Source organism: Amycolatopsis sp. NPDC041971, assembly GCF_055588925.1.
The window spans coordinates 248,495-272,804 of record NZ_JBVJCE010000009.1; the positions used below are offsets into that span (position 1 = coordinate 248,495).

General features: G+C 69.5%; 17 protein-coding genes. 10 read left to right on the plus strand and 7 right to left on the minus strand.

What is annotated here, in order from left to right; genetic code table 11:
* Nucleotides 1–139: 139 nt before the first annotated feature.
* Nucleotides 140–1,387 carry an MFS transporter gene (locus tag ACZ6DT_RS20100; RefSeq protein WP_465597119.1) on the minus strand — a complete coding sequence of 416 codons (1,248 nt, stop codon included), beginning with the start codon at nucleotides 1,385–1,387 and terminating at the stop codon, nucleotides 140–142.
* A gap of 177 nt (nucleotides 1,388–1,564) precedes the next feature.
* Between ACZ6DT_RS20100 and ACZ6DT_RS20105 the strand changes: the two genes are divergently transcribed.
* Both ACZ6DT_RS20105 and ACZ6DT_RS20110 read left to right on the plus strand, forming a co-directional pair.
* Entirely contained in the window at nucleotides 1,565–8,839 is a 7,275-nt protein-coding gene (locus tag ACZ6DT_RS20105) for an amino acid adenylation domain-containing protein (RefSeq protein WP_465597122.1), read from the plus strand.
* Complete coding sequence (locus ACZ6DT_RS20110; protein ID WP_465597125.1) at nucleotides 8,836–10,362, plus strand: amidase; 1,527 nt, start codon at nucleotides 8,836–8,838, stop codon at nucleotides 10,360–10,362. The genes ACZ6DT_RS20105 and ACZ6DT_RS20110 overlap by 4 nt, the downstream gene beginning before the upstream one ends.
* 9 nt (nucleotides 10,363–10,371) lie before the next feature.
* Here ACZ6DT_RS20110 and ACZ6DT_RS20115 read toward each other — a convergent pair whose 3' ends face one another.
* Genes ACZ6DT_RS20115 through ACZ6DT_RS20125 form a run of 3 tightly spaced genes read right to left on the minus strand, consistent with a single transcriptional unit; the run spans nucleotide 10,372 to nucleotide 11,802 of the window.
* The gene (locus ACZ6DT_RS20115; RefSeq protein WP_465597128.1) at nucleotides 10,372–10,962 is read right to left on the minus strand and encodes a helix-turn-helix transcriptional regulator; all 591 of its coding nucleotides are present in this window, start codon (nucleotides 10,960–10,962) and stop codon (nucleotides 10,372–10,374) included.
* A complete protein-coding gene (locus tag ACZ6DT_RS20120; protein WP_465597130.1) occupies nucleotides 10,959–11,579 on the minus strand; it encodes a response regulator transcription factor in 621 nt (206 codons plus the stop codon). The genes ACZ6DT_RS20115 and ACZ6DT_RS20120 overlap by 4 nt, the downstream gene beginning before the upstream one ends.
* Nucleotides 11,580–11,607: 28 nt before the next feature.
* A complete protein-coding gene (locus ACZ6DT_RS20125) occupies nucleotides 11,608–11,802 on the minus strand; it encodes a hypothetical protein (protein WP_465597133.1) in 195 nt (64 codons plus the stop codon).
* Nucleotides 11,803–11,834: 32 nt separating this feature from the next.
* Between ACZ6DT_RS20125 and ACZ6DT_RS20130 the strand changes: the two genes are divergently transcribed.
* The 5 genes from ACZ6DT_RS20130 (at nucleotide 11,835) to sbnB (ending at nucleotide 19,351) form a co-directional block, all read left to right on the plus strand.
* Nucleotides 11,835–12,794 (plus strand): ornithine carbamoyltransferase, encoded by a 960-nt coding sequence (locus ACZ6DT_RS20130; RefSeq protein ID WP_465597136.1) that lies wholly within the window; start codon nucleotides 11,835–11,837, stop codon nucleotides 12,792–12,794.
* Nucleotides 12,787–15,081, plus strand: a complete 2,295-nt coding sequence (locus ACZ6DT_RS20135) for a lantibiotic dehydratase (protein WP_465597139.1) — start codon at nucleotides 12,787–12,789, stop codon at nucleotides 15,079–15,081. Before ACZ6DT_RS20130 ends, ACZ6DT_RS20135 begins: the two co-directional genes overlap by 8 nt.
* Nucleotides 15,078–16,004: a threonine ammonia-lyase gene (locus tag ACZ6DT_RS20140; protein WP_465597142.1), complete on the plus strand. Its 927-nt coding sequence runs from the start codon at nucleotides 15,078–15,080 to the stop codon at nucleotides 16,002–16,004. Before ACZ6DT_RS20135 ends, ACZ6DT_RS20140 begins: the two co-directional genes overlap by 4 nt.
* 20 nt (nucleotides 16,005–16,024) lie before the next feature.
* On the plus strand, nucleotides 16,025–18,268 hold the full coding sequence (locus ACZ6DT_RS20145) for a lantibiotic dehydratase (RefSeq protein ID WP_465597145.1): 2,244 nt from the start codon (nucleotides 16,025–16,027) through the stop codon (nucleotides 18,266–18,268).
* Nucleotides 18,269–18,346: 78 nt separating this feature from the next.
* Complete coding sequence (sbnB, locus tag ACZ6DT_RS20150; RefSeq protein WP_465597148.1) at nucleotides 18,347–19,351, plus strand: 2,3-diaminopropionate biosynthesis protein SbnB; 1,005 nt, start codon at nucleotides 18,347–18,349, stop codon at nucleotides 19,349–19,351.
* A 44-nt stretch (nucleotides 19,352–19,395) separates the two neighbouring features.
* Here sbnB and ACZ6DT_RS20155 read toward each other — a convergent pair whose 3' ends face one another.
* Entirely contained in the window at nucleotides 19,396–19,596 is a 201-nt protein-coding gene (locus ACZ6DT_RS20155) for a hypothetical protein (protein ID WP_465597151.1), read from the minus strand.
* 146 nt (nucleotides 19,597–19,742) lie between these two features.
* On the opposite strand from ACZ6DT_RS20155, the gene ACZ6DT_RS20160 reads away from it, so the two are divergent.
* Nucleotides 19,743–20,297: a hemerythrin domain-containing protein gene (locus ACZ6DT_RS20160; protein ID WP_465597154.1), complete on the plus strand. Its 555-nt coding sequence runs from the start codon at nucleotides 19,743–19,745 to the stop codon at nucleotides 20,295–20,297.
* A 645-nt stretch (nucleotides 20,298–20,942) separates the two neighbouring features.
* On the opposite strand, the gene ACZ6DT_RS20165 is transcribed toward ACZ6DT_RS20160, so the two are convergent.
* Nucleotides 20,943–21,548, minus strand: coding sequence for an MmyB family transcriptional regulator (locus ACZ6DT_RS20165; RefSeq protein ID WP_465597206.1), 606 nt, complete (start codon nucleotides 21,546–21,548; stop codon nucleotides 20,943–20,945).
* A gap of 39 nt (nucleotides 21,549–21,587) precedes the next feature.
* On the opposite strand from ACZ6DT_RS20165, the gene ACZ6DT_RS20170 reads away from it, so the two are divergent.
* Nucleotides 21,588–21,737 carry a hypothetical protein gene (locus tag ACZ6DT_RS20170; protein WP_465597157.1) on the plus strand — a complete coding sequence of 50 codons (150 nt, stop codon included), beginning with the start codon at nucleotides 21,588–21,590 and terminating at the stop codon, nucleotides 21,735–21,737.
* Entirely contained in the window at nucleotides 21,734–22,351 is a 618-nt protein-coding gene (locus ACZ6DT_RS20175) for an MFS transporter (protein WP_465597160.1), read from the plus strand. The genes ACZ6DT_RS20170 and ACZ6DT_RS20175 overlap by 4 nt, the downstream gene beginning before the upstream one ends.
* 101 nt (nucleotides 22,352–22,452) lie before the next feature.
* Here ACZ6DT_RS20175 and ACZ6DT_RS20180 read toward each other — a convergent pair whose 3' ends face one another.
* Complete coding sequence (locus tag ACZ6DT_RS20180; RefSeq protein ID WP_465597163.1) at nucleotides 22,453–23,457, minus strand: YVTN family beta-propeller repeat protein; 1,005 nt, start codon at nucleotides 23,455–23,457, stop codon at nucleotides 22,453–22,455.
* Between the last annotated feature and the right edge of the window lie 853 nt (nucleotides 23,458–24,310).

Below are 24,310 nucleotides of genomic sequence, written 5' to 3' on the forward strand. Positions count from 1 at the left end.
GCTGTTGTGTCTGTTCCATCACACCCCAAACCCCCCCCCCCCCCCCCCGCCCCCCCCCCCCCCCCCCCCCCCCCCCCCCCCCCACACCCGGCCACCCACACCGACAGGCGCGCGAGCGGCCGGGCGCGATACTCTCGCGTTACCGCTTCGTCGGCGCGGGCAAAGGAGTGTCCATCAGCTTCGGCGCCGACCGGACGGCCGGGCTGATCACGGTGGTCAGCGCCAGCGCCGCCATCCACAGGGTGAACAGCCACACCGTCGTGGTGGCGCCGGTCTTGCTCAGCAGGACACCGCCGATCAGCGAGCCGAGCGGGACGGCCCCGAAGGCGATCATGCCCGCGGCGGCGAGCACCCGGCCCTGGATGTGGTCCGGGGTGATCTCGAGCTGGTAGGCCGATATCGCCACGTTCCACAGTGGACCGACGAAGGCCATCGCCGCGAAGACCGTGCCGAGCAGGAACGGCTCCGTCACCAGTGCCAGCAGCGGCACCAGCAGGAGCCAGACCCAGTTCGCCCCGATCACGACCGTCTTCAGCGAAAGCCGTTTGGCCGCCGCGGGCGCGAACAGTGAGCCGAGTACCCCGCCGACCGCGATGATGCCGAGCATGACACCGATGACCGACGGCGAAGCGCCGTGGTCGGTGGCGATCACGATCACGACCAGGAATAGCGCCTGGAACAACAGGTTGCTGCCGGCGATCAGGAACGTGGTCGTCCGGAGGAACGGCTGCCGCCACAACCAGACGGCGCCCTCGGTGAACTCGGCCCGACGCGGGCGCCGGTTCGTGGTGTCGCGCTGGACCTGGAAGTCCTTGCGGATCAGCGCGAGGGTCAGCAACGAAACCAGGTAGCTGGCGACGTCGAACACGAACGGCGCCGCGCGGCTGAGGCCGAACAGCATCCCGCCGAGCGGCTTGCCCAACATGGCCGCGCCCCGGCGGCGGGCTTCGTTGTGGGCCAGTGCCTGGGCGACCTGGGACGGGTCGACCACGTTGGGAACGGCGGCAGCGGCGGCCAAGCGGTAGCACACCGCGAAGGTGCCTTCGAGAAAGCCGACCACGAGGATGTGCGGCAGGGTCAGCCGTCCGAACAGCAGTGCCACGACGACGGTGCTCAGCGCCAGGCCACACAGGAGATCGCAGTAGATCATCGTCCGCCTGCGATCGAACCGGTCGACCAGCGCGCCCGCGGGCATCTGGAAGAGCAATTGCGGCAGCAGCGAGACGAATCCGGTGAGTCCGGCGTCGGCCGCCGAGCCGGTCAAGGCGAGGACCAGCAGTGGGTAGGCCACGTTGGACACGTTCGAGCCCAGGATCGACACCGCCGATCCGGTCCACAGCAGCACGAAGTCGCGGTTTCGGCGCAGCGGCGGCGCCTGGGCATCCATGTCCCCGATGCTTACCGCCACCGGCGGGCACGCACAGAGAAGGATCGGTACTCCGGCGCGCGATCGGCTGCGTGAACGCGCGCCACCTTCACCCTGCCGCATGCCCGCGCGTGCCGGGCATCCTCGACCGATCATCCCTGGCTCCCGGTCTTTGGTGGCAGGACAGGAAGGCGGCTCATGGACACCCGAGGCAACCCCCGTGCCGAATTGCTGCGGCGACGGCTGCGAGGTTCCGGCATTCCGGAGGCGGGTGACGGGATCGTCCCGGTACCCCGGGACAGGCCGCTGCCGCTGTCGTTCGCGCAGCGCGGGTTGTGGTTGCTCGACCAGACCAGGCCGGACGGCGCCGACTACCTGATGCCGGTGCGGCTGCGGCTGCGCGGAGAGGTGAACGAACCGGCGCTGCGCCGGGCCTTGGACGAGGTCGTCACCCGGCACGAGGTGCTGCGCACCCGGTACCTTGCCGACGGTTCCGGCGGCGAGCCCGTGCAGGTGATCGACGAGCCGGGCCCGGTGCCCTTCGAGCGGCTCGACCTCGCCGACCGGCCGGAGTCACTCGAAAGCGCGCTGACCGACGCCGGTGTCCGCCCACTCGACCTGTCCGCGGAATGGGCACTGCGGGCCCTGCTGGTCCGGCTGTCCGATGTGGATCACGTGCTTCTCCTGTCCGTGCACCACATCGCGTCGGACGGCGTCTCGGAATCGATCCTGCTGTCCGAATTGGACAGACTTTACGCGGCGTTCGCCGCCGGACGGCCGTCTCCGCTCGAACCGCTCGCCGTGCAGTACGGCGACTTCGCCGTATGGCAGCGGGATCGTCTCGCCGGCGGTCGTCTCACCGAGAAGATCGAGTACTGGCGCAAGCAGTTGGACGGTATCGGTCCGCTCGAGTTGCCTGCCGATCGGCCGCGGGGTCCGGTCCGCGACAGCGCGGGCGCCACCGTGCCGGTCTTCGTGCCCGGCCCACTGGCCGAAGTCCTGACCCGTATCGGCCGGGAACACGGCGCGACGCCGTACATGGTGCTGCTCGCGGCGTTCCAGGTGCTGCTCGGCCGCTACAGCGGACAGACCGACGTGGTCGTCGGCAGCCCGGTCGCCGGGCGCGAGCAGGACCGGACCGAAGGTCTGGTCGGGATGTTCGTCAACATGATCGCCCAGCGCGCCGACCTGTCCGCGGACCTGTCCTTCACGGAGTTGCTGTCGCGAGTGCGGGCGACCGCGCTCGACGCCTACACCCATCAGGACACGCCCTTCGACCTGGTGGTCGACGAGCTCGTGGGGGAGCGCGACCCGTCCCGCACCCCGCTGTTCCAGGTGGTGTTCCAGCTCGGTGACGAGGGCGCGCCACAGCAGCTGCCAGGACTCGGTGCCGAACCGGAATCCCCGGGCTGGGAGGTGGCGAAATACGATCTGGACCTCACCCTCGCCACCCGGCCCGACGGTTCGATCACCGGGCGCCTCGGGTACGCCACGGCCCTGTTCGACTCCTCGACGGCGCGCCGCATGTCCGGTCACTTCGTGCGCCTGCTGGAGAGCATCGCCGCCGAGCCGACCGGCCGCGTCCACGGTCTCTCCATGCTGACCGGCGAAGAGCGCGAAGAGTTGCTGACCGCCGGGAACAGCCCGGACCTGACCTTCCCCGCCAACGAAAGCTTGACCGAGGTGTTCGCGGCCCGGCTCGCCGACAACCCCACCGCCGTCGCCGCGAGCTGTGACGGCGACCAGCTGACCTACGCCGAGCTCAACGCGCGGGCCAACCGGCTCGCTCACCGGCTCCGCTCGCTCGGTTCGGCGCCGGGACGGCTGGTCGGCGTCTCCCTCGACCGAGGGCTCGACCTCGTGGTCGCACTGGTGGGCGTGCTGAAATCCGGTGCCGGTTACGTACCTCTGGACCCGGCCCTGCCCGCCGGGCGGCTGGCGATGATGCGTGCCGACGCCGAGGTCGGCATCGTGGTCAGCCGCGGCGAGCTGGCCGGATGGCTCGCGGACGAGCCGATCACCGCGGTGCTGCTCGACCAGCCCGGCCTCGACTGGTCGGAGACGGACCTGGAGCCCTTGGCGGGACCGGGGGACGTGGCGTACGTGATCTACACGTCCGGGTCCACCGGACGGCCGAAAGGCGTTCCGGTCACGCACGCGAACGTCCTGCGGCTGCTACGTTCGTGCGCCGCCGATTTCGCCTTCGGCCCGTCCGACGTCTGGACTTTGTTCCACTCCTACGCTTTCGATTTCTCGGTGTGGGAGCTGTGGGGCGCGTTGCTGCACGGCGGGCGTGTCGTCATCGTGCCGTTCGAGATCTCCCGTTCCCCTTGGGACTTCCTCGACCTGCTGATCGCCGAGGGTGTCACCGTGCTGAACCAGACCCCGTCGGCCTTCCGGCGCCTCGTCGACGCGGTCGCCGAGGCGGAGACCACGCCTGAGTCGCTGGCGCTGCGTGCCGTGGTGTTCGGTGGCGAGGCCCTCGACGTGGCCGACGTGGCGCCGTGGTTCGCCCGCTTCGGCGATGAACGGCCCGCCTTGGTCAACATGTACGGGATCACCGAGACAACGGTGCACGTGACCTACCGCAGACTGCGTGCCGAGGACACCACGGCGGGTCCGCGCAGCCCCCTCGGCAGGCCGTTGCCCGACCTGCGCGTGTACCTGCTCGACGGCAACCTCGACCCCGTGCCGGTCGGGGTGCCCGGCGAGCTCTACGTGTCCGGGCCCGGCCTCGCGCTCGGTTACCTCGGCCATCCGGCACTGACGGCGGACCGGTTCGGTCCCGATCCGTACGCGCCGCGTCCGGGTGCCCGGATGTACCGCACCGGCGACCTCGCCCGCCGCACTCCCGGCGGCGACCTGGAGTTCGCCGGCAGGGCCGACGACCAGGTGAAGATCCGCGGCCACCGGATCGAGCCGGGCGAGGTCGAGTCGGCCCTCGCGGGCCACGCGTCGGTGTCCCGCGCCGTCGTGCTCGCCCGCCGCCCTCCGGGAGAAGCGGAACACCGCCTCATCGCCTATGCCGTGCCGGTCGCCGGCCAGCGGCTCGCCGCGGCGGACCTGCGTGACCATCTGAGCGGGCTGCTGCCGGCCTACATGGTGCCCGCGGCGTTCGTGCCGCTGGACCGCTTCCCCTTGACTTCCAACGGAAAGGTCGACCGGGCCGCCCTGCCCGAACCGGCGGGGAACCTCGCGACGCCCACCGCTCCGGTCGCTCCCCGCGACCCCGCGGAGCGAGCCATGGCCGAAGTGTGGGTTACCGCGCTCGGCGTCGGCTCGGTCGGAGTGCACGACAACTTCTTCGCACTGGGCGGTGACTCCATCCGGGCCATCCAGGTCGTGGGCCAGCTGCGTAAGCGAGGCCTTCCGGTGACCGTGCAGGATCTGCTGCTGCATCAGACCGTCGAGAGCCTGACCCGGTTCGTCGGCACGGCGGCCGGTGCGGTGGAAGACCGGCGGGTCGCCCCGTTCGAGCTGATCGGGGAAGCCGATCGGAAGGCGCTGCCGGAAGACCTCGCCGACGCCTATCCGATGTCCATGGGCCAGACCGCGATGGTCTACGAAATGGTGGCGGACAAGGAGGTCAGCCTCTACCACAACATCACACTGTTCCCGATCGTGGACGACGCCCCGTTCTCGCTGTCCGCGCTGCGGGAAGCGGCGGTGCTGCTGGTGCGGCGGCACGAGATTTTGCGCACCAGCTTCGATCTGACCACCTACCGGGTGCCCATGCAGCTCGTGCATCGGACCGCCCCGATGGATGTCGGTCACGATGACCTGCGCGAGATCCCCGAAGCGCGGGTGGAGGAGATACTGGCGGCGTTCGTCGCCGATGCCCGCCGCAGCCCCCTCGATGTCACGAGTGCGCCGCTGGTGCGTTTTCACGTGCATCAGACCGCCGAGCGCCGTTGGACGCTGTCGTTCATCGAGTGCCACGCGGTCCTCGACGGCTGGAGTCACCATTCGCTGCTCGAAGAGCTCCTGGACACTTACCGCAGTCTCCGGGACGGGCTCGCGCCGACGTTCCCGGAGCAGGCGCCGGTGCGGTTCGCCGACTTCATCGCGCACGAGAAACGGTCCCTGGAGTCCACTGTGGACAGGGAATTCTGGCGCGATCGGCTGGATCGCCACGACCCGGTCACCCTGCCGCCCGGGTGGGCGGCGGCACCGAGCGCGGACGGCCTGCCCCATCAGGTCAGCGTGCGCTACGCCGACCTGGAACCCCGATTGCGTGCGCTGGCCGCGGTGGCGGGTGCCTCGCTGAAGACCGTGCTGTTCGCCGCGCACCTCAAGGTGCTGAGCACGATCAGCGGGTCGAACCGGTTCCACACCGGGCTGGTGCACAACGGCAGACTGGAGGAACCCGGCGGTGAACTCGCCAGGGGTATGCACCTCAACCCCCTGCCGGTGTGCGTCGACCTGACCGCCAAGACCTGGACCGGGCTCGTCCGGCAGGTGTTCGCCGAAGAGGTGGCGGTCTGGCCGCACCGGCGATTCCCGGTCGGCGAGTTGCAGCGGCTCTGGGGTGCCGGCCGTCCGCTGGTGGACATCTCGTTCGCCTACCTCGACTTCCACGTCTTCGACACCCAGCGGGTGGAGACGGCGAAGATCGTGGACGAGAGCTACAACGGGTTCGGCGTGGACGTGTGGAGCTTCCCCGGCGTCCTGCACTTCCGGGCACAGGCCGACCGGATCGCCCCGGACCGCGTGCCCGCCCTCTCCGCGATGTACCGGCGGGTGCTCGAGGCCATGGCCGCCGATCCGGACGGTGAGGTCCGCGGCGCCGCGATCGCCCCGGCCGAGATCGACCGGTTGATGTCGTTCGCGGACGGGCCGGTGGCCGAGTATCCGGACGCGTGTGTGCACGAGCTGTTCGAGGGCCAGGCCGCGCGCACCCCGGACGCGACCGCGCTGCGCTGTGCGGACGGGACCACGCTCACCTACGCCGAGCTCAACGCCCGTGCGAACAAGCTGGCCCGTCATCTGCGTGAGCAGGGCGCGGGCCCGGAAACGGTCGTCGGTGTGCTGCTGCGCCGCGGTCCGGAGCTGGTCATCACGTTGCTGGCGATCCTCAAATCCGGTGCGGCCTATCTGCCGCTCGACCCGGGACACCCGGCGAAACGGCTGGCCACGGTGCTGACCGAGGCGAGCGCGACCATGGTGGTCACCGAATCCGCCCTGGCCGACCGAGTGTCCGGCACCGCGGCGATCCTGGCCGGAGATCCGGCCATCGCCACCCACCCGGACGACGATCTGGGCCGGACCGCGACACCGTCGACGCTCGCCTACGTCATCTACACGTCCGGCTCGACGGGGACTCCGAAGGGAGTCATGGTCGAGCATCGCAACCTGATCAACTACCTGTGCTGGAGAGCCGGTACAGGCGGTTCGGTGGGTTCTCCGCTGTACTCCTCGATGGCCTTCGACCTGCCGGTGACCGCTTTGTTCCCGGCGCTGTTGTCCGGCGGGACGGTCACCCTCACCCCCGACGACGACACACCGGCGATCGAAGCGCTGGTCTCGGTGCTGTCCGGGGGCGGCTTCGATCTGGTCAAACTCACGCCGTCGCATCTCGTGGCGCTCAACCAGATGCTGCCCACCGAGGCGTTCGCGGGCGCGGCGTCCCGGCTCGTCGTCGGCGGCGAAGAACTGACCAGGGACATGCTCACCGCCTGGACCCGCCATGCCCCGGACATCCTGGTGGACAACGAATACGGACCGACCGAGGCCACCGTCGGCTGCACTTCGCACGTGCGCGGGGTCGGGGAACTCGAGGCGGGACCGGTGCCGATCGGCAGGCCTGGCCCCAACACCGTGCTGCGCGTGCTGGACGCCGACCTCGAACCGGTCCTGGTCGGCGTGCTCGGCGAGCTGTACATCGGCGGCGCCCAGCTCGCCCGCGGCTACCGCGGCCGCCCCGGCCTGACCGCCGACCGGTTCGTGCCGGACCCGTATTCCGACGGCCGTCGGCTGTATCGCACCGGTGACCTGGCCCGATACCGGCCTGACGGTGTGCTGGAGTTCGCCGGGCGGGCGGACGACCAGGTCAAGATCCGCGGCTACCGCGTCGAGCCGGGTGAAGTGGAAGCGGTGCTGCGGGCGCACGCCGAGCTGCGCGACGTGGCCGTGCGCGCCCGCCGGACCGCGCGCGGCGACCAAGAACTGGTCGCGTACCTCGTACCCGCCCACGACGGACTCGACCCGTCCGAGCTGCCCGGTCTGCTGGCCGGTGCCGTACCGGACTACCTGATCCCGTCCGCGTGGGTGGTGCTGGCCGAGCTGCCCACCACCCCCAGCGGCAAACTCGACACCAAGGCCCTGCCTGAACCGACGGCCACCGCCCGTGCCGCGCTGGCGCCTCGGACCGCGGTGGAGAACATCATCGCCACTACGCTGGCCAAGGGCCTCGGCGTCGACCGGGTGGGGGTGGACGTCCCGTTCAGCGACCTGGGTCTGCACTCGCTGCTGATCATCCGCGTGCTGGTCGAACTCCGCGAAGAGCACGGCCTGCCGGTCGAGCTGCGGGACTTCTACGAGCACCGCACGGTGATCGACCTGGCCGCGGCGGTGGACCCGGCCGGCAAGGGAGGCTTCCCTCCGACCGAGGCGGCCGCGATGGAATCCGCCGCGGGCTGGGCGCGGCAAGCCGTCGTATGGCTGCGCCGCACCGGGACGAAACCACCGCTGTTCTGCATGTACCCGGGTGGTGGCCTGTGGTACGTGCGGCTGGCCGAACACATGAGCGCCGATCGTCCGGTGGCCGCGCTGGAATGGCCCGGTCTGCACCGTGACACGCCGTCGCCGCAGAGCATCGCGAGTGTGGCCGCGCTGTTCGTGGAGCAGATCCGCGCGGTGCACCCGGAAGGGCCGTATCACCTACTCGGCTGGTGTGGCGGGGGACTGGTCACCGGTGAGATGGCCCGCATCCTGCATCGCGACGGCGACCGTCTCACGCTGATGCTGCTCGACCCGGCACAGGACTTCTACAAGCGGGAGAACATGTGGGAGGAGACCGCCATGTTCGTCCGTGGCGAGAAGCTCCTGGAAGAGCTGAACTCCACGACGGATCCCGACGAACTCGCCGAGATCAGGCGCCAGTTCGCCGAGGTGCTCGACTACATCATCGACGAAGGCACGAAGGAACCGCCGGTACCCGGTGACCCGTTCTGGCCGCGCCGGATCCGGGTGTGGCGAGAGCTGACCCAGGCGATGCTCGGCTACCGCCAGCGTCCGTACCCCGGCCGGACCCATCTGCTGGTGGGCGACGAGCTGGCCGACGGCCTGCACGAGACCAACTTCGGGCAGAGCTACGCGCAGTACCGGGACCGCTGGGTCAAGCTGGCGCCGGGCGGTCTCAAGATCCACCGCGTCGGTGGCGACCACATGGGAGTGCTGCGCCCGCCGCACGTGTCCGGCCTGGCCGGGTTGCTGACCACGTTGATGGAAGCCACCGAGGAGGCGTCGCCGTGAACGCGCACCCTTCCGCGCCCGCTCCGGTCGAAAACCCCACACTCGCGGGGATCGACCTCGAGCAGGCCACGATCCCGGACCTGCGGCGCGCGATGGACTCCGGCCGGCTGACCTCGGCGGAGTTGACGGCGTTCTATCTCGACCGCATCCGCCGGCTCGACTCACGGTTGCACTCGGTCATCACGACCAACCCGGACGCGCCGAGGCTCGCGGCGGCCGGCGACGATCGCCGCGGAGCGGGCCGGGCGCGTGGTCTCCTGGACGGCATCCCGGTGCTGCTCAAGGACAACATCGACACCGCGGACCGGCAGCGGACCACGGCGGGTTCGTTCGCGCTGGCCGGGGCGCGTCCGGTCGCCGACGCCCATCTGGTCGAGCGGCTCCGCGAGGCCGGGGCGGTGATCCTCGGCAAGACGAACCTTTCGGAGTGGGCGAACTTCCGCGACCGTCGCTCGTCGAGTGGCTGGAGCGCGGTCGGCGGGCAGACCGCCAACCCCTACGTTCTGGACCGCAACACCTGCGGCTCGTCGAGCGGTTCCAGCGCGGCGATCGCCGCGAATCTGGCCACGGTCGCGGTCGGCACCGAGACCAACGGCTCGATCGTCTGCGCGGCGGGCGCGAACGGGATCGTCGGCGTCAAACCGAGCATCGGCCTGGTGAGCCGCCGTGGCCTGGTGCCGATCTCCGCGGCGCAGGACACCGCGGGCCCCCTGGCCCGCAACGTGACGGACGCCGCCGTCCTGCTGGGCGTGCTCAACGGATCGGACGCCGGCGACCCGTCCACCGACGGCGGTCCGGCCCGATCGGACTACCTGCGCTTCCTGGACCCCGACGCGTTGCGAGGCAAGAGGATCGGCGTCTGGGACGCGACCGGTGGCACCAGCCCGGAAACCGTGGCGGTGTTCACCCACGCCGTGGAGCGGCTGGCGTCCCTGGGCGCGGTTCCGGTCGAGGTGACCATCCCCGGCCTGGACGTGGTGGGCCGCTCCGAGCTGCCGTCGATGCTGTACGAGTTCAAGCACGGTATCAACGAGTACCTGGCGGCGACCTCCGGCGATCATCCCGCGGACCTGGCAGGACTGATCGAGTTCAACCGGTCCAACGCGGACACCGAGATGGGCCATTTCGGACAGGAGCTGTTCGAAGAGGCCCAGGCCACCAGCGGTGATCTGTCCGATCCGGAGTACCTGCGCCTGCGCGCGGAAGCGACCGGAGCGGCGCGACGCGGGCTGGACGCCACGCTCACCGCGTACCGGCTGAACGCGATCGTCGCGCCGACGAACGGGCCGGCGTGGAGGACCACGCTGGGCAAGGGCGACGCCTACCCCTTCGGCTCGTCCACACCCGCCGCGGTGTCCGGCTACGCGAACGTGACCGTCCCCATGGCGTTCGTCGGTCCGCTGCCGGTCGGCCTGTCGATCATGGCGGGCCGGTACAGTGAGCCGACCGTCCTGGCGCTGGCCTACGCGTTCGAGCAGGCCACACGGGAGCGACGGCCACCGGGGTTCCTGCCGACGAGCTGAGCCCGCCGGTCAGATCAGCCCGGCCCGGACCGCGTGAGCGACCGCGTGGGCGCGGTTGCGCACCTGAAGCCGCGCCATCAGCTCGTAGATGACGTTCTTCACGGTGTGCTCCGAACAGGACAGCTTCCGCGCGATGTCGGCGTTGCCGTGCCCGTCCGCCATCAGGGTGAGCACCGTGAGTTGCCGTTCGGTCAACGGCGCGACCGGGTGGACACCGACGGGCATGGCCAGTTCGGCGCCACCGCTGAGCAAACGGACCAGCAGCCCGTAGGGCAGCCTGCTTTCCCCGTGCATGGCCGAGTGCACGGCGGCGCCGAACTGGGCCGGCGTCGTTTCGGGAGTCTGCAACAGGATCCGTGCCCCGGCCCGGAAGGCGCGGAGGACACCGGCGGGGTTGAGCGTGTCCGCGGCGACGATCAACCGATGACCCGCCGCGCGGCGGGTGGTGGGACAGGCGTTCAACGCCTCGTCGATCGTGCCACCGGCGGCCACCACCACGGTGTCCGCCGCGGCCGAGACGAGGATCCCCGCCTGCCGCAGTTTGGCGACCACGGCTTCCCGGACGAGCGCGCCTCCCGCGTGGACCTGCACACTGATCACAGCAGCCTGGCCCGTAGTGCGTAGGCCACGGCGTGTGCCCGGTTGCGCAGCCTGAACCGCTGGGTGATGTCGTGCACGACGGCCGTCACGGTACGCGCCGAGTAGGACAGCCGCCGGGCGATCTCGTCGGTCTCGTACCCCTCGGCGACGAGGCGCAACACGGCGTGTTCGCGCTCGTTGAGCCCGCCGCGTGCCCACGCCTGCGGCGCGTCGGGCGCCGGGTTCTCCACGCCCTGCTCGAGCACCCGGTCGATCAGGTCCGGTGGCATGGTGCAGTCGCCGACGACCGCGGCGAGCACGGCACGGGAGAGCCGGTTCGCGCTGGCCTCCCGGCGGCGCAGCAGGCCGTGCGCGCCCGCCGCGATCGCGTGCAGCGCCTCAGCCGGCGACAGTTCGGTGGCCAGCAGCACGATCTCGGGCCGATGCGGTTGATTCCGGATGGAGTGCACCACGTCGAGCACCTTGTCGTCCACCAGGTCGACGACCACGACCGTGGCGTCCGATTCCGCACCGTTCGTCACCACGGTGAGCCCCGGGCTGCCGTTGAGTGTGCAGCCGATACCCGCTTCGAGCACCGGATCGGCCGCGTCCACACTCACTCTTGCGGGCTCTCCCATCCTTTTCCCCTTCCCGTGCAACCGGTGTTCATTTTGAGCAGACGGCGGGCCGGTTGTCTTCCTCACTAAGCATGAAATCGAGAATTTCCGCGGTGCGTTCTTGCTCACTTCGCGTGAATTTCACCGTAGTCACGACGCTGTTCGTAGACGCAGGGACAAACGCGCAGCCGGTGCCCGCGCGGATGATGCCGCTCTTTCCCTGCCGTGCCAACATCTCCGGCACCAGGCTGAGGCGAGCACACCTCGGAGGTTGTCATGGCCGAACCAGCGCGCCGCCACCTGGTCTCCCTCAATGATCTCGACGACGAAGACCTGCGATGGATCGTCGGTCGCGGCATCGAGTACGCACTCGGCCACCGGACGGACGAACGCCCATTACGCGATTCGGTTGCGGGTATTTTGTTTCGCAAAACCTCGACCCGAACCCGGACGTCTTTTTCCGCGGGGGCGCTCCGGCTCGGCGCGAAGCTGATCAATTACGGTCCCGGTGACCTTCAGGAGAACACCGGTGAGACCATCGAGGACACCGCCACGGTGTTGTCGGGGATGCTCGACATGCTCGTCGTGCGGACTTCCGGCGGCGAGGCCGAGCTACGCGCCTATGCCGTGAGCAGGCGGATGGCCGTGATCAACGCGATGTGCGCGGACGAGCACCCCACCCAGGCCCTCGCCGACCTCACCACGCTCGCCCAGCGGTTCGGCCGGGTCGAAGGTCTGCGCGTGCTCTACGTCGGCGAGGGCAACAACACCGCGTCGGCGCTGGCTCTGGCGTTGTCCCGCTACGCCGACACGTCGCTCTACCTGCGTACACCGACGGGTTATGGCCTCGACCGACGGTTTCTGGACCGTGCCGAACTCAACGCCAAGCGCAGTGGCGCGCGGGTGGAGGAGCGGCACGACATGGCGGAGCTCCCGCAGGCCGACGTGGTCTATACCACAAGATGGCAGACCACCGGAACGGTCAAACACACCGAGGACTGGCGTGAGGTGTTCGCCCCGTTCCACGTCGACGCGGCGGTGATGGCCGAGTCCGGCGCGAAGGTGTTCCTCCACGACCTCCCCGCGCATCGCGGGGAGGAGGTCGCCGCGGAAGTCCTCGATGGACCGGCGAGCCTCGCGTTCACCTTGGCCGAGAACAAGTACCACAGCGCCCAAGCCGTGCTCTCGTGGTGCGCGGGCACCGAGGCCCGGGAAGACGTGGTGCGCGATGCCTGAAGACGTCCTGCTGCCGGGCGGCGAATGGCGGCTGTGGCGAGAATTCGCCCTGCGAGGTCCCGGGTTCCCCGCCGCCGGGGTGCTGCGGCTGGCGCCGCTCGGACTCGCCGAGGCGGCGGACGGACTCGCCGACGGGCGGGGCCCCGAGTGGGCCGCGTTCGAGGAACTGTTCGCCGGAGCGATGGTGGACAACGTCAAAGAACTGCAGGAGATCGCGGCGTTGCCGGCTTTCCAAGCCGCGGTGGCGTGGCAGAACCCCGCCCTCCTGCAACGTGGCATCGGCTTGTTCCTGGCGTGGGACCCCTCGGTGGACGGACGTACCAGCAAGCGGCGTGAACGCGAGGAGCTGGTGGCGCACTACTGGCAGCGGTTCTGCGTGAAGAACGACACGATCGGCTTCTTCGGACCGGTGGGCTGGGGCCGCTGGGACGAGTCGGCCGAGGGGGTCGTCGTCGACCCGGGATCCGGCCTGGTCGCCGAGTCGAACATCTATTTCTCGAGCTGGGCGGTGGACGCGGTCGCCCGCACGGTCGGTGCCGACCCTCGGCTGCGCGCCTGGATCGCGCCGCGCCGGGTGTCGTTCGTCCGGGTCACCGGAGACATGGTGCGGATGCCCGGACGGCGTCCGGACCGGCTTCAGCCGATGGAACGGGAGATTCTCGCGCACTGCGACGGAACCCGCCGTCCCTCGGAGATCGCGGCGGAGCTCGGGCAAGAGACGACCGAAGACACTGTGATGTCCGTTTTGGACGAACTGGTGCGGCGCCGGCTGATCGTGTGGCGGTTGGAGGTGCCCACCTGCGCGTATCCCGAACAGCACCTGCGGTCGGTCCTGGAGCGGATCACGGATCCGGAACCGCGACGGGACGGGTTGTCCAAAGTGGCGGTTCTCGAACACGGAAGGGACCGGATCAAAGCGGCGGGCGCCGACGCCACCGCCTTGTCCGCGGCGTTCACCGCGCTGGAGAACGAGTTCGAGGCGCTGACCCAGGTCGCGGCGCAACGTGCCAAGGGCACGCGCACCGCACCGTGCCGGGCCCTGATCTACGCGGACTGCCGCCGGTCCGCCACGGTCCGGATCGGTGCCGCGATCCGCGACGAGCTGACCCCGCTCACCCTGTGCCTCACCGCCGCCCGCTGGATGACGGGCAGGTTCGCACAGGCCGTCGGGGACCGTGTCCGGCAGGCGTACGACCGCCTGCGCGAACGGGACGGGAGCGTGGACCTCGCGTCATTGTGGATGGAGTGCCTGCCCGCCCCGCACGGTGGTTCGATCACCGACATCGACCGCATCCAGGACGAGCTGCGAGAACGCTGGGCGCGGATCCTGAAGGTCCCCGATGGCGCCCGGCGCGTCCGCTTGTCCAGTGTGGACATCGCGGACCGGGTGCGGGACGAGTTCGGGGAAACCGGTCCGAGCTGGCCGCAGGCCCGCTACGTCAGCCCGGACGTCCTGGTCGTGGCCGACAACGCCGACGAGGTGGCGCGCGGGAACTTCGAGCTCGTCCTCGGTGAGCTGCACGTCGCGATGAACACCGCCGGCACTTCGCTGTGGGTGATGCAGCATCCGGACGCCCGGCGGTTGTTCGCCGAGACCGCGGTCGACTTCCCCGATCCACGTCTGCTGCCGATGCTGCCCAAGGAGCAGCCGCCGCGATGGTCGGCGCGCAGCCGGATCTCCCTGGACCGGCCTGAGGACTACTACGTGGCGCTGGTGGACCACACGGTCGATCCGGAGCGGGATCGGACGGTGCTGAGCGCCGACGTCCTGGTGGGAGAACGGGAAGACCGGCTGGTCGCCATGCTGCCCGACGGCGCGGAGTTCGATCTGCTCGACGTGTTCGGCAACGCGATGACCAACCGGGTCATGGACCGGTTCGCGTTACGGCCCCTCGACGGCCATTCGCCCCGGGTGACGGTGGACAAGCTGGTGGTGGCCCGGGAGTCGTGGTCGGTTCCGGTGGAGTCCCTGGGTTTCGTGTCGGAGAAGTCGGAGGCGCGGCGGTTCGTGCTGGCTCGCCGGTGGCGTGCCGAAGCGGGGCTGCCGAGGTTCGTGTTCGTGGTTTCGCCGGGGGAGCCTCGTCCGTTCTATGTGGACTTCGACGCCCCGGTGTTCGTGAACATCTTCGCGAAGGCGGTCCGCCGGCTGGCGCGTCAGGACCCGCGCGGCCGGTTGTCGATCACGGAGATGCTGCCGTCACCGGAGCAGGCGTGGCTGACCGACGACAAGGGGAATCGGTACACCTCCGAACTACGCTTCGTCGCGGTAGACCAGTCCGTCCGATGACCGTCGAAGCACCCCGGCTCGGCGCGGCGGACGTGATGATGGCGGCACGGCGGACCGCGGGCCGGATCCGGCACACGCCGCTGCTGGCGCCGGACGGCCTGCCGGGGATCCTGCTCAAAGCCGAACATCTGCAGCACGGTGGCTCGTTCAAGACCCGCGGCGCCGCGAACGCGATGCTCGGCCTCGCCACCGCCCACGTCGTGACCGGCTCGTCGGGCAATCACGGCATCGCCGTCGCACGGCTCGGCGCGGAGCTGGGTGTCGAGGTGACGGTCGTCGTCGCCGGTGGCGCGGCCGCAGACAAAGCGGCCACCATCGGCAGGCTCGGCGCGCGGGTGATCGAGGTGCCCGGCGGGGTGGCTCAACGGGACCGGTACGCGCGCGAGCACGCCGCCCGCACCGGCGCGGCGTTCGTGCCGTCCTCGGACCACCGGTCGGTGGTCGCCGGAGCGGGCACGGTCGGACTGGAGGTGTTCCACGCGATACCGGACCTCGACGTGATCTTCGTGCCGACCGGCGGCGGTGGCCTGCTGGCGGGCGTGTGCCTGGCCGCCGAGGGACTGCGCGGAGCACCGCGGATCGTCGGCGTGGAGCCGGCGACGGCCCGGCGCTACGCCCGTTCGCTGGCGGCCGGACGCCCGGTCGAGCTGCCGCCGTCCCGCACGGTGGCCGACGGGCTGCGCGGGCAACGACCGGGCGAGATCCCGTTCCCCATCATCCAGCGCCGGGTCGACGAGCTGATCGAGGTCACCGACGAAGAGATCCTGGCGGCGATGGCGCTGTTGCGTCGCGACGGGGTCGAGGCCGAGCCGAGCGGGAGCGTCGCCCTCGCGGGCGCCTTGCGGAGGCGGTTCACCGGCCGCGCCGTCGCCATCGTGTCCGGTGGGAACACCCCGCGGCGTTGCCGCGCCGACGTCCGATAGCCCCGAGGAGCGTTGCCGATATGGTCTGGTTGAGTGGGAAGTGGCGGCTGTGGGACCAGTTCGCGGTGCGTGGCGCGGGATTCCCCGCGGCAGGCGTGCTGAGGCTCGCGGAAGAAGGACTGGTGGCGGCCGCGGACCGGTTCGACGCGGACGCGAGGCTGTCGGGGCCGGCGTGGGAGGTTTTCGAGAAACAGTTCGCGACCACGGCCGTGGAAACGGCCGTCGAGCTCCAGGCGATCGCGTCCTCGCCCGGATTCCGGGCCGCCGTCGAATGGCAGAACTCCACCATCTGGCGGACCGGCGTCGAGTCCTTCCTCGCGTGGGAACCGTCGGTGGCGGGCCGGACCAGCAAACCCCGGCAGCGTGCGGAATTGGTGGCGCAGTACTGGCAGCGGTTCTGCGTGAAGAACGACACGATCGGCTTCTTCGGACCGGTGGGGTGGGGCCGCTGGGACGAGGCGGCAAGCGGAGTCGAGGTCGAGCCCGGTTCCGGGCTGATCACGACGTCGAACGTCTACTTCGCCGGCTGGGCGGTCGACGCGGTGGCCCGCGCGATCAGCGCCGATCCGCGGTCCCGGATCTGGGTGGCGCCCCGCCGGGTGCCCTTCGTGCGGGTGACCGGTGGCCTGGCGCATCTGCCGGGCAGATCACCCCAGGTGATTCCCGCGGAGCTCCGTCCCGTTCTCGAGCTGTGCGACGGAGTCCGCTCGGCGCGGGAGATCCAGCAGGAGCTGGGCCCCGCGATCGACGTGGCCGCCGCGGTGACGGAGCTGGTGCGGCTCAAGATCGTCGTCTGGCGGCTGGACGTCCCGGCGAGCGCGTATCCCGAACGGTACCTGCGAACCTGGCTGGCGTCCGTCGGCGAAACCCGCCTCCGTGAGCAGTGGCTCGCCCGGCTGGACGAACTGGAACGCGGCCGCGATCGGGTCCGGACGTCGACAGCCGCGGAGTTGCCTGTCGAACTCGCCGCGTTGGAGAGCCACTTCACGACCATGACCGGTTCGGCCGCCACTCGCGTCAAGGGCACGAACACCGCCCCGTGCCGCGGCCTGGTCTATTCCGACTGTGTCCGGGCGGCGCGGGCGCGGCTCGGCACGGACATGCTGGCCGAGCTCGCGCCGATCGACCTGCTGCTGACCAGCGCGACGTGGTTGACCGCGCGGCTCGCCGGCACGGTGCTGAGCCACGCGCGGAGGGTCCACACCGGTCTCGCGGCGGCCGGGCCCGTCGACCTGGCCGCGTTCTGGTTCGGGTGCATGCCGATCCTGCACGGTACTGCGGTGGCCGAGGCCGCGGCGCTCCGCCGGGAGTTGTCCACCCGGTGGGCGCGCGCCCTCGACGTCCCCGACGGCGCCCGGCGCGTCCAGGTGTCCCTTGTGGACATCGCGGACCGGGTGCGGGACGAGTTCGGCGATCCGGTCCCCGGCTGGGACATGGCCCGCTACCTCAGTCCTGACGTTTTCGTCGTTCCCGGTGCCGATACCGAGTGGGTGCTCGGCGAACTGCACGTCGCGTCGAACACTCTCGGTGCTTCGCTGTTCGTCAACCAGCATCCGGTGCGCGGTGAGCTGTTCGCCGAGACCGCGGTCGACTTTCCCGGCCCGCGTCTGCTGCCGATGCTGCCCAAGGAACACAAGTCCCGGCTCTCCGCCCGGATCCGCTACTCGTTGGACCGGCCGGAGGACTACTACGTGGCCTTGGTCGACCACACGGTCGATCCGGAGCGCGAGCGGGCGGTGCTGAGCGCCGAGGTCCTGGTGGAACCGCGAGGGGACCGGCTGGTGGCCGTGTTGCCCGACGGCGCGGAGTTCGACGTGCTCGACGCGTTCGCTCACGTGCTGACCACGCTGACGATGGACCTGTTCCGGATCATGCCCGACGCGGATCATTCGCCTCGGGTGACGGTGGACAAGGTGGTGGTGGCTCGGGAGTCGTGGTCGGTTCCGGTGGATTCCCTTGGTTTTGTCGCTGAAAAGGCGGAGGCTCGGCGATTCGTGCTGACTCGCAGATGGCGGGAAAGACTGGGTCTTCCGAGGTTCGTCTTCATGGTTTCACCGGGGGAGCCTCGTCCGTTCTATGTGGATTTCGACGCTCCGGTATATGTGAGCGTTTTCGCCAAAGCGGTACGCCGGTTGGTACGACAGGACCCGGCAGGCCGCGTATCGATCACGGAAATGCTGCCGTCGCCCGAGCAAGCTTGGCTGACCGACGACAAAGGAAATCGGTACACCTCCGAACTGCGTTTCGTCGCCGTGCACCGCTGACCACCGGAAGAATTCCCGGTCGGCTTTTCTGCGCTTTCTTCCCTGCGAAAGCCGACTGCGGCCCGTCAGGCTGAGAGCATGCTGATCCTGCCCCACGGCGATGTCCGGCGAATTCTCGACGGTGCGGAGCAAGAAGTGCTGGCGGCCGTGCGCACGGCTTACGTCCTGCACACCCAAGGCCGATCGGCCGTTCCGCATTCGGTGTTCCTGCGGTTTCCCGGCGACGAGCACAACCGGATCATCGCGCTGCCCGCCTACCTTGACACGCCCGAGGCGCCGGTCGCCGGCGTCAAGTGGGTGTCATCGTTCCCCGGCAACGTCCGATCCGGGATGGACCGGGCGTCGGCGGCGATCATTCTCAATTCGATGCGGACCGGCCATCCCGAGGTGTTCCTCGAGGGCGCGACCATCTCGGCACGGCGCACCGCGGCGAGCGCGGCGGTCGCCGCCGCCACCCTCGGCGTGTCCGGCTCCGGGGTGTCCCTCATCGGATGCGGCGTGATCAACTTCGAGGTCTTGACGTTCCTGCGTGCCGTGTACGCCGAGCTGGACTCGGTCACCCTGTTCGACCTCGACCCGGCGCGGGCGAGCGCTTTCGCGGACCGGTGCGCCACCCGCTGGCCGGAGATGAAGGTCGACGTCGCCACCGGAGTCGAGAACGCCCTCGCGGCACACCCATTGGTATGCCTGGCGACCAGCGCCACCGTGCCGCATCTGGACGTCTCGCGCTGTCAGCCGGGATCGTTGATTCTGCACTTGTCGCTGCGCGACCTCACCCCGGAGACGATCCTGGCGAGCACCAACGTCGTCGATGACGCCGACCACGTCTGCCGGGCCGCCACGTCACTGCATCTCGCGGAGCAGCGGGCGGGCAATCGCGACTTCATCGCCCACTCGCTCGGCGAACTCCTCCTCGACGGCGATCGATACCGGCGAAACCCGGACACCCTCACCGTCTTCTCACCCTTCGGCCTCGGCGCGCTGGACCTCGCCCTCGCGGATCTCGTCCACCGACGTGCCCGCGAAAGCGGCCTGGGCACCCACATTCCCGACTTCCTCGGTTCCGGGGTACTCGACGGATAGACCGATGTCTTGGCACCTGGCTTCTTTCCGGCTGTTTGGTCTGGTCACGGCATGGACGGCGTGGGCCGGCGGTCGGACTGCCCTGTCGCTCGGCCGGGGCCGTGCTGTGAGGACTTCGGCACCCGGCCGGGCAGTCCAGCTGGGGGCGCGGCGCGGATGTTGCCGTAGACGACGTGGGCGCCGGTGACGGGGTGCCAGTAGACGGCGGTGCCGTTGCTGAAGTCGACGTACTCGCCGCCGCGCACGATTCGACGACGATCCGTCTTCGCCGAAAGTAGCCCGGTGCTGCGGCAGCGTCGCGGTGATGTCTTGATCTCCCGTAGCGGCGGGAAGTGTCGGCCGCGCGGTGAGTCGTGTTGCCCTGGGGGCGTTGTGCGGGAATCATCGTGAGATGACTGCTGTGAAGATCCCGCGTCCCGTCGCTGGTGATGTCGTGAACCTGATTTTGGATGATCACCGGTTGTTCGAGCAGCTCCTCCGTGATCTGCGGGACGCGACCGCGGACCGTGGTGCTGCCCGGGCCGCGCTGTCGGCGGCACTGATCGCGCACGGCGAGGCCGAGGAGAACGAGGTGTACCCGGCGCTGCGACGTAAGGACGCGATCGACAAGCACGAGCAGGAACACGGCGAGGAAGAGCACGCCGAGGGCAACCAGGCGCTGCTGGACTTGCTGGAATGCAAAGGGACCGATACGCAGAAGTTCGACGACGCGGTCGAGAAGCTCGCCGAGACGCTGATGCACCACATCGGCGAGGAGGAACAGACGATTCTCAACCCGGCGCGCACTGAGGTGAGTGAGAAGGTGCGGCAGGAGCTGGGAACGGCCTGGGCCACCCGCCGCAACGCGTTGCTCGACCAGGACTGCGGTTCCCTCGATTTCGTCAAGAAGGTCGTGGCCAGAGCCGAAAAGAAGGGTCTGTTGTCAGCTGAGGACGAGAAGGGCTAACCGCGCCTGTGCCGTCATGCCGGGTGCCGTTGCCGGGCTGCGGACCCGAGCGGGCCGCAGCCCAGCACCGGAACGGTTGGCGTGTGATGACAGCGACTGAAGCCGGCCCTTTCAGGTGGGGGCACGGCCGCGGGGTCTGGCCGGCGCCGCAGCCGATGGAGTCGCTCATGTCCGCGGCGAAGGTGCGCTCCATCAGCTGACGACGAGGATGACTTCGATCTGGCAGTGGTGTGGACCAACCGGGTACTGCGGCTGTTGATCTCGCGCCTGCGCGCGGATGTCCCCGAGTACCGGCTAAGCCGAGGAATCGCACGCGGCGTGAAGCCCTGTGCGGAAGGAAATGGCATGGCACGCGTGGTTCAGGTGTGGTCGGCCGCGGTGTGGAGCGCGCCGCGGCGATGTTCGCCGCACTGGACCTGAGGAGCTGAGGCCGTCGTCCCAAGGCCGGCCCCGCGTCAGCGGGTTTGCCGAGACCTGACCAGGCTCGGCGAGCTGCCGTCGCACACACCCGGACGGAGCCGGGTGATCATCGTCCGTCCGAGAAAGAGTGGTATCGACGAGCCTGGCTGCCGTGGCTCTCGAGGAGCATGCTCCATGGCCGCGTGAACGACTTCCTCGCCGCGCTCCGAGTTCACCGGGCGGTGTTCAGGATCGGTTCTCGGAGCCGATCCTGAACAACTCGGGCGAACCGGGAGTGGCGAGGTCCAGGAGCGTCATCACGTCGTGGTCCCGGCTGCCGGGCGGCGCCATGTAGACGACCAGGCGCTGACCCTGTGCCCGGTCGAGGGACAGCCCCTCGTGGGTCAGCGTCATCGTGCCCACCTCCGGGTGCCGGATCGTCTTCTGGCCGTCGCCGATCGTGCGCACCTCGTACCGCTCCCACAGGCGGTTGAAGTCCGGGCTCTTGACGATCAGCTCACCGACGAGTGCGGCCAGGTCCGGGGCATCCGGATCGGTGCCGGCGATCGCCCGCAGCTGGGCGACGCACCCCTTGGCCTTCTGCTCCCAGTCCGCCCACAGCTCGCGGACAGCCGGGTGCGGGACGGTGTTGCGCTGCCGCTGTGGCCAGTCGTCGATGCCGTGCAGCAGGCGCAGCCCGCCGGGGTTGGCCGCCGGCAGGTCGTTGGTGCGGTTCACCACGTAGGCCGGGTTGGGTCGCAGTGACTCCAGCAGTTGCAGGACGGTCGGGCGGACCCGCCGTGAGGGCAGGGCGCGTGGCTCCGGAGCTCGCCGGGCCGCCCGTGCGGCCAGCTCACTGCGATCATCGCGCTCGCGGCGCTGACGTTCGCGGTGATCGACGGCGGGGAACGCGGCTTCACCGACCCCGTGGTGCTGGGCTGCCTCGGGCTCGCCGCGGTGGCGGCGGCCTCCTTCGTCATGATCGAGGCACGGACCGCCACGCCGATGGTCCGCTCGACCTGTTCCGTTCCCGCACGGTGACGCTGTCGGCCGTCATCGGGTTCGTGGTCAACGCGGGGTTCTACGGGCTCGTGTTCGTGCAGACGCTGTTCCTCCAGAATGTGCCGAATCAGTCCGGCATGGCTGCCGGACTGATGTTCCTGCCGATGATGGCCGAGATCGCCGGCGCCAACCTGACCTCGGCAAGGGCAGCGGCACGCTTCGGGCCGCGGGTGCCGATCGCCGTCGGACAGATGATCTGCGCGCTGGCGATGGTCGGCCTGCTCTGGGTCGACGAGGGGACCAGCCGGCCGGTGATCGCGGCGCTGCTCGTCCCGGCCGGCCTCGGCGTGGGGCTGGTCGTCCCTTCGCTGACCGCGATGATGCTGGACGACATCCCCGCGGAGCGGGCCGGAATGGCAGGTGGCGTGCTCAACTCCTTCCGGCAGACGGGCGGCGCGCTCGCGGTGGCCGCCGTCGGAGCTTTCGTCACGGACCGGGGCGAGTTCGTCACGGGCATGCGGGGCGCACTGGGTGTCGCCGCCGTGCTGCTCATGCTCACCACTGCCGCAGCCCTCATGTTGCCGCGCCACCGTGACCGAAGGAACGTGCGATGGCACCCGCGACCACCGGCCGGGCGAAGATGGGTGAAGTGACCCAATTCGGCAGCCCCATCAAGGACGCCCAGGTCACGTTCACCGCTGGCTTCGCCTCAAATGATCGTAGGATTGGTCGTGGTTTGGAGTGCGCGTACGGCTCAGCCGGTCACGGTCACGCCCTCCGGCTGCTGGCCCACCGGCACCATGGAGACCTGTTTCGACGTGGCGGTGTCCACGATCGACATGGTGTTCGACGCGGTGTTGGTGATGTAGACGAAGCTGTTGTCCGGGGCCGCGGCGGCTCCCTCCGGCCGCCGGTTCACCGGGGAGGTGGAAGTGGTTCCCACACCCGGGAAATTGATGACCGAAATGGTGTCGGCACCCGCGTTGGCGACGTAGACGACCTCGCGTGGTGTCACCGAGAGACCCATGGGGGCGTCGCCGACCGGAATCGTGGTGATGGGGCGGCCGGTCGTGGTTCCGGCGACGGTGACCGTGTCATCGCCGGTGTTGGCGACGTATATCCGGTCACCGCGCGGCCCGACGGCGATACCCGCCGGGAAGCGGCCGACGGGGATGGTGCCGACGGGTTTGTTGATCCGCGTGTCGATCACCGTCACGCTGCTCGCGCCGTTGTTGGTCACGTAAATCCGGCTGCCGTCCGGGCTGGCGACCGGCGTGTGCGGGAACCGCCCGACCGGAATTTCGGCGACGGGCTTTTGCGCGGCGATGTCGATCACGGTGACCGAGTCGGAGCCGAAGTTGGACACGTAGGCGTAGGTGTCGGTGGCCGCCACGCCGAACGGGGTGTCGCCGACCGGGATGGTGGCGACGACGATCTGGGTGCGGGTGTCCAGCACGGACACGGAGTCGGACTGCTCGTTGGTGACATAGACGCGATCACCGTTCGGTGTCGCACCGACTCCCACCGGTCCGTCACCGACGCCTACGGTCGCGATCACTTCGCCGAGTCGGGTGTCGTACACGGTGACATTGTCCGATCCGGTATTGGCCACGAATACGAGGACCTGCGGCGGGTAGGCCGCAGCCGGAACCTGAACCACCAAGGCGACGGCGACTATCATTATGGTGATGAGGCTCCGGGCGGGTGACGGTAAGGCCCACCCCGAGTTGGACGTACGCCTTCTCCACAGAGCAGGCATGAAACGGCTCCTCAATGACGGGAAATGCGCGGAAAGCGAAAAGAGAGCAGATAACGACAAGGTGGCGCCGAGGCGGTGGCCAGTGCACCTGCGGCTGGGAAGCTGGTGAGCGTCCGGGCGTGCCGCCGCTTGTCACTCTAACGGCCTAGGCTCCGACTTCGCTGCGTGAAAGCATCAGGTCCCACACGTTGAGTGACCTGATGCCACCTGTGCGTGATGATTCGAACTTTCCGTGACCGGTGACAACGTTTCATTTATTCATGTACGCGAATAGGTTACGGGCGATGATCACACGTACAGATCCGCTTCGAAGGGTCCACAAGGGACAGTTGACGGGGGCGCGAGCGATCTCCTTGCACGATAGTGGCCCGGTTTCCGTGCGCTGCCGTCACCGACCGTCAGCGTGGGCCTGAACGACGGGGCGTGGCACTGATCGAACCGCACGCCGGACCGTCGGGTCGTGCGTACTCCGCGCCATCTCCGGCGGTTCGAACAGCCGTTGCCGCACCGGTTCCGCGAACGGCGTGCCGGTGCCCTCCTGATCTGGTCAGTACCGGTGTCCGCGCGTAGTCGCGATGAACGGCTCGGCGAGGCCCCGGGAACCCGGCTGAACCTGCCAGTTATGGCACCCGTCGGCGGAAGTCCGGAGCGACGGCCGAGGAGATGTCAGAATGTCGCCCCTCCCCATGCCCGGGCCAGTGCGCCACCGGACACCGGGCATATATCAGGGGGTGACGCAAAGGTGTCGGGTCGCGGGGTTTCGCTCGCGACCGTGGGGGGCGACGGTGTCGCGAAAACCCCCCTCTCGACACCCGACGTCTCCAAAACGGCTTTCTCCACCCATCCTCCCCCC